This window comes from Spirosoma panaciterrae DSM 21099 (assembly GCF_000374025.1).
Classification (GTDB): Bacteria; Bacteroidota; Bacteroidia; order Cytophagales; family Spirosomataceae; genus Spirosoma; species Spirosoma panaciterrae.
Window position 1 is genome coordinate 186,976 of sequence record NZ_KB893180.1, and the last position, 6,339, is coordinate 193,314.

5 protein-coding genes are annotated in these 6,339 nt (G+C 50.1%); 3 read left to right on the forward strand and 2 right to left on the reverse strand.

Annotated features, from left to right (window positions below):
• The first annotated feature begins 235 nt into the window (after positions 1-235).
• Complete coding sequence (gene abc-f / locus B153_RS0111950) at positions 236-1,828, forward strand: ribosomal protection-like ABC-F family protein (protein ID WP_020596946.1); 1,593 nt, start codon at positions 236-238, stop codon at positions 1,826-1,828.
• A gap of 101 nt (positions 1,829-1,929) precedes the next feature.
• A complete protein-coding gene (locus B153_RS0111955) occupies positions 1,930-2,877 on the forward strand; it encodes a coiled-coil domain-containing protein (protein WP_020596947.1) in 948 nt (315 codons plus the stop codon).
• A gap of 70 nt (positions 2,878-2,947) precedes the next feature.
• Here the strand turns inward: B153_RS0111955 and B153_RS0111960 are convergent, their stop codons facing one another.
• Together B153_RS0111960 and B153_RS0111965 are read right to left on the reverse strand one after the other, a co-directional pair.
• Positions 2,948-3,769 carry an MBL fold metallo-hydrolase gene (locus B153_RS0111960; RefSeq protein WP_026262097.1) on the reverse strand — a complete coding sequence of 274 codons (822 nt, stop codon included), beginning with the start codon at positions 3,767-3,769 and terminating at the stop codon, positions 2,948-2,950.
• A gap of 266 nt (positions 3,770-4,035) precedes the next feature.
• Positions 4,036-5,409, reverse strand: a complete 1,374-nt coding sequence (locus B153_RS0111965; RefSeq protein ID WP_020596949.1) for an amidohydrolase family protein — start codon at positions 5,407-5,409, stop codon at positions 4,036-4,038.
• A gap of 143 nt (positions 5,410-5,552) precedes the next feature.
• Here B153_RS0111965 and B153_RS0111975 point away from each other — a divergent pair, with 143 nt between their 5' ends.
• Positions 5,553-6,212 carry a Rossmann-fold NAD(P)-binding domain-containing protein gene (locus B153_RS0111975; RefSeq protein WP_020596951.1) on the forward strand — a complete coding sequence of 220 codons (660 nt, stop codon included), beginning with the start codon at positions 5,553-5,555 and terminating at the stop codon, positions 6,210-6,212.
• Positions 6,213-6,339 lie beyond the last annotated feature (127 nt).

A 6,339-nucleotide genomic window follows, 5' to 3' on the forward strand; every position in this document is an offset into this window, starting at 1 on the left:
CCTGAGTTTCCGCCCAACGGAACGTTTGACAAACCATTTGTCAGATTGCCAATGCCATCGTTTAGCTGGGCATTGGCCTTTACTTAGCCATCATGTAAGTCAAGATCATCCAAATCATCCTGGCTAGCGCATTTGCCGGTTTACACCGTAAACGCTACGATTCCTCCATTCGGCCCATTCCGTTCGGGCTCGTATGGTCATTTCATTCCTCTTCATCGTCTAAATCCCCATGCTCATGAGTATTGTCGTGAACGCACTTTCCTATATCTATCCCGATCGCGAAACCTTATTTCAGCACATTCATCTGTCGGTGGCTACCGGCGAAAAGGCCGCGCTGGTTGGCCAGAACGGTTCGGGTAAATCAACGTTGTTGCAACTCATTGCGGGTAAGCGAATAGCTTCCGAAGGCGAAATCAACCTGTCTGAAAACCTCTATTATGTACCCCAGCATCTGGGGCAATATGACGACCAAACTATTGCGCAGGTGCTGGGCATCGAAGCCCAACTTCAGGCTCTTCATGCCATTCTGGAAGGTGATGCCAGCGCGGAAACCTTCGCGCAACTGAACGACGAATGGGACATTGAAGAGCGCGTTCAGGCGGCTTTAGCATACTGGCATCTGGATCATGTCGATCTGAACCAGCCGATGAAATGGCTTAGCGGTGGCGAGAAAACAAAGGTTTTTCTGGCTGGTATTCTCATTCATGAACCGGGTATCATCCTGCTCGACGAACCATCGAACCACTTGGACACGCAAAGTCGCGAACTACTGTATACGTTTATCCAGAAAAGCAAAGCGACAATGCTGGTGGTTAGCCACGATCGAACCTTGCTGAATCTGCTGGATACAACACTGGAATTAAGCCAGAGCGGCATTGAGGTTTTCGGCGGTAACTATGATTTCTACAGGGAGCAGAAAGACGAGAAACTAAATGCGCTACAAGGCCAGCTCGACGAAAATACCAAAACGCTCAAACAGGCCCAGCAGAAAGCCCGCGACCTGGCCGAACAGCGCCAAAAGCAGGAGGCTCGTGGCAAAGCGCAGGGCAAAACCCAATCACTTCCGCGGATTATTGCGGGCGGACGAAAAAGCCAGGCTGAACAAAGTACGGCCAGGCTGAACGATGCCCAGAACGAGAAGCTTACGAACCTATCCGACAGTCTGAGGCAAATCAGAAGCCAGATTCAGGACTATCAGGTTCTGAAAATTGATCTTCAATCGTCGGCGTTACACCGGGGTAAGATTCTGGTTGAAGCAACCACTATCAATTTTAGGTACGGCACTCATATACTTTGGACCACTCCACTCAGTTTTCAGATCCGCTCCGGCGATAGAATCCGGATTTCAGGCAATAATGGCTCAGGCAAAACGACTTTGATCAAGCTCATAATCGGCACTTTACACCCGTCGATGGGGAGTTTGTATCGAGCTGATTTTCGCTACGTATTTATCGATCAGGAATATTCAATTATCAACCGGCAACATTCTGTTTATGAACAGATTCAGCACTACAATGACCGCCATTTGCCGGAGTCGGAGCTAAAAACGATGTTACACCGTTTCCAGTTTTCCCGCGAAGCCTGGGACCGCAACTGCGACGAACTGAGTGGTGGTGAGAAGATGAAACTGACGCTTTGCTGTCTGGTAGTCAGCAACAACGCGCCCGACCTGTTGATTCTGGATGAGCCGACTAACAATCTGGACATTCAGAGTCAGGAGGTGCTTACCTCGGCCGTTAAAGACTTTACGGGTTCCGTTGTCGTTATTTCGCATGATCAGTATTTCATTGACACGATCAATATAAACGCAACTATCGCGTTGGGTTAATCCCGCTTTTTGGCGTTTCGCCATCGCTGGAAGCCTCTCATCCAGTACCAGTTGAATGATGGACGAATCCGGGCTTGCTTTGTGGTAAAACAACCTAAACGATGAACTGGACAACTGCACAACAGGAAGCCTTACTGGACGTAATCCGGCGTCGCAACGAACGCAATCAGTTGCAGAAACAACTGGAACGGACTCAAACAGACTTGGCTACGCGTCAGCAGCAACAAGCCGCTTTACTCAATCTGTGGCAGCGCGAACAGGCCGACGTAGATCGACTGGATCGCCTTAGTTGGGCCAGTATCTATTACGACCTGTTGAATACGAAGGAACAACAGCGTAGCCAGGAGGAAGCCGAAGCCCAGCAGGCTCGCCTTCGCTACGATGTTGTTTCGGCCTCCGTCGAGGAGTTGACCCAACAACTGACTGAGCAGCAAACCCGGCTCACTACCTATGCGACCGTCGACGCTGACTATGACCGATTCATTCAGGAGAAACGAATCGCGTTGAGCTTTTCGGCTGGTTACGTGGGTAGTCAGTATCAACAGCGACTGGACAAGCTTACTGAACAAAACCATCAGTTGCAGGAATTAACCGAAGCGCACCGGGCCGGTTTACAGGCACTCGATGAAGTGTTTCGCCTTCGGAAATTGTTGGAACAGGCTCGTAACTGGGGCACCTGGGACATGCTGGGCGGATCGGCATTTGCCTCAATGGTCAAATATCAAAAGTTAGACGATGTTCGCGACCAGTCGTATCGGGTTACGCAACGTCTGGAACGGTTCCGGGCCGAATATGCCGATTTGAATCAGGCGTTTCTGACCGAATGGAAATTCGACCACAATTTCACTCGTTTCGTAGATATTTTCTTCGACAATATCTTCACCGACTTATCCGTCCAGTCACGCATCCGTTCGGCTGCTCAGACCGCGCAGGCGCTCGAAAATCAGTTAGTGAACGAAATAACCAGGCTCAAAGCCCAACTGGAACAGGGTCTTGATCTTGCAAAACAGAAATCCGACGACTTACAGCATTTTCTGGAAACAGCCTAGTTAAAGGTTGCCCAATCTTTTGCCTCGCAATGACAAAAAAGGGTGAAAATTTCCGAGCAAAAATGCCCAATCACTCGAAAATAGACAGGTATCGTTGGATGGACGCATCGAACACGGCACGGCCATTTGCAGGAATAACCATCCCTTCGAAAGCCCCATAAATACAGTCGAACGAAACCCCATCCAGGCGATCCCGGATTTGTTCAATAGCTTTTTTGGGCAACGGAATCAGGTTCGGATAGCTGTACATAAACGTGACAAGCCGACGACTGCGAGCTACATAGATGGTATCGCCAGTCAGGAGATTGGTTTTCCCGGAGGCATCGGGCTGAATCAGAACACAGCTTCCGGGGAAGTGACCGCCTGTGTTAATGATCGCCATACCATCCCAAAGTTCGTTTCGCTCGCCCGTCCAGAACGTAACGGCTGGCGTGGGGTTTTGTACCCAAACGGCATCGTTCTGATGAATATAGACCGGGCAATCAAACACCTTTGCCCATTCGGCCATCAGGCTATAATAGTGCGGATGCGAAATGACAATGGCGTTCAGACCACCAACAGAGCGGATAAACGCAATGGTTGGCTCGTCCAGAAACGGCAGGCAATCCCACAGTACATTCCCCGATTCGGACAGGATCAGAAATGCCCGTTGCCCAATGGCAAATGCGGGCGTAATTCGCAGATCATATAACCCATCACGAATCTGACTAAACCGAATGGCTCGATCTTTTGCCAGCGTTGCCAGACTCGTCCAGGTTTGGCCGTTATCGCCAATGTACTGCCGCTCATCGTCGCAGATTGGGCAAAGTTCGGGTAAGGGCTTTCCGACCGGATACTGCGTTCCGCAGGTGGCACATATGGTTTGGTGGGTGGTGTGGTTTATATGGGTCATAGCTTTTTTTACTACACTGGCGGCCCAACGCAAATAATGCAAAGCTTACGCAAAGCTCGCTAAGCTTTTTTGAGCCTTCAGCGTAAATCGTTGCGGTTAACTGCGAACCTGTTTAAACTTTTCCTGATCGAGCTACAGTGGATATATTTTGTCATCCCGACGAAGGAGGGATCTTCGGAACGTATCGTTTATCTAGTATCCGAAGATCCCTCCTTCGTCGGGATGACAAAAACGCTACTGGAACAAAAGCTTAAACAGGTTCTATATTACCGCTTCTCCAGTTTCTTCAATTCACTCTGGATATAGTCTTTCGAGAGCCAGTTGGTTCCGATCATGACGCCCTCGATGTTGCGGGTCTGGGTAATATCGTTCAGCGGGTTTCCGTTCAGGAGCACCAGGTCCGACACGTTGCCCGTTTTGATGGTTCCCCAATCCGGCTTGTTGACATAGGAGGCCACATTCACCGTTCCGGTTCGGAGGGTTTCGTAGGGCGTCAGACCCGCATCGACCAGGTACTTCATTTCGTGATGGATCGAAAAGCCCGGCACGTTGAGCACCTGTGGCGCATCGGAGCCCAGCAACAACTCAACGCCCCCTTTCTGACATTCATAAATCAATTTTCGGCGTATCTGGATTAATTTTTCGGCATGTTCCTTCGAGAAATTAGGGTTGCTGTTATAGCTGTTCTTCTGATTAAGCCAGTTCGTGATTTCCTGCGGCTTCATGTATTTGAACTCGGGCGAATTGGCAAACGCATCGGCGGGTAGTGGCGAAAGCCAGCGTTCGGCCAGTGCCTGTGTAGGTACCACCCGAATATGTTTGTCGCGCAACCCTTTCACCAGTTTCGGAATCTGTGAAGCATCGGCCCGGTAAGCAATCCATGCTCCAAACAGGCCCGTTTCCGGCTCGGCCAATGTATCCGAACGCGGCACAATGGCTTCCACAAATCCATCCAGATGGTCAATAGAGGAGTATTCGGCCTCAATAGCCCGCCAGACACCCACATTGAACGACACATGCCCCACGAAGCCAATGCCCACTTCATGGGCGGTTTTAGCAATAGCCGGAAAGGTTTCTTTGGTCAGACCGGGATGCAGCTTGAGGAAATCGTAACCGGCGGCTTTCTGTTCGCGTACCATTTCGGCACCTCGCTCAGCCGTCTTGACGGTTTGCCCGTTGAACGATGGCCCTGTGGTATAGAAATGCGGCCCCAGAATTTCACCACTGTTGATTTTACCACGAAGCTCAAGATGCTTTGGATGCCCCAGCATCCCCCGAATGGTGGTGATGCCATTCGCCAGATACAACGTCAGCACATCTTTCATCGCCTGAATATCGTCGTTGGGCGGCACGTGGGCATGAATTTCGGCCCAGCCCGGTGTCAGGTATTTCCCTTTGGCATCAATCACCAGTGCATCACGGCCAAATTTTACGCTACCTTCCTTTCCCATACTCGTTATTCGGCCATTTTTCACCACGACGGTCTGATTGTCAAGGACGCGCTCCCGGTCCATCGGAATCACATTGACCGACCGAAACACGATTTCGCGTTGCCCATTGCTGGCGAGGGTTTGTGCGAAGAGCGTAGGGCTTAGGGCCAAGGCCAACAGGGTAGTTACGAGCAAAACCAGGGTTCGCATAGGCGTAAAGGGTTTGTTGTCAGGAATAGTTAGGAACGATAGTGAACCAAATGGTATCCGTTCGGTTTCGGCTAGTAATCAGGTTGGTAAATTTATTTATTTCGGCATCAATAACCGACAAACCATTCACAAACAAACTACCCATGAAAGTCAGAGCCATTATTACCGGGGCAACAGGTATGGTAGGCGAAGGAGTTCTGCTCGAATGCCTGAATCATCCCGATGTAGAGCAGGTACTGATCGTTAACCGCAAGCCCAGCGGCTTTTCCCACCCGAAACTTCGCGAAATTGTCCATAATGACTTTTTCAATCTGGCCCCCATTGCCGATCAGCTAGCGGGGTACAACGCCTGTTTTTTCTGCCTGGGTGTATCGTCGGTAGGTATGAGCCAGGACGAGTACAAACACCTAACCTACGACCTAACGCTGAATTTTGCCGAACTGCTGGCCCAACAAAGTCCTGATTTAACGTTTTGCTACGTTACCGGAGCAGGCACCGACAGTTCCGAACAGGGGCGTATTGCGTGGGCGCGGGTGAAAGGGGCCACCGAAAATGCCGTGATGCGGCTCTTCAAAAAGGCCTATATGTTTCGACCGGGCTTTATGAAAGCTGTTCCCGGACAAAAAAACATAAAGAGTTATTACACCTTTTTAGCCTGGCTCTATCCCATAGGCCTGGCGCTTTACCCTGCCGGTTTTTGTACCCTGAACGAAGTAGGTCAGGCCATGATCAACACCGTTACGAAAGGTTACGAAAAGAAGATTCTGGAGGTAAAAGATATTGTGGAGTTGGCTAAACGGTAAAGCTGTTTAAACTCTTGTTTCGATGTCTTTTTTGTCATTCTATGTTTGTAGCAGTCCTTTTGAGTGCCTCCGTCGGTAGACTATCTTTTGTCAAGGGTCACCAAGACCGCTCGGAATGCGAGTCGCC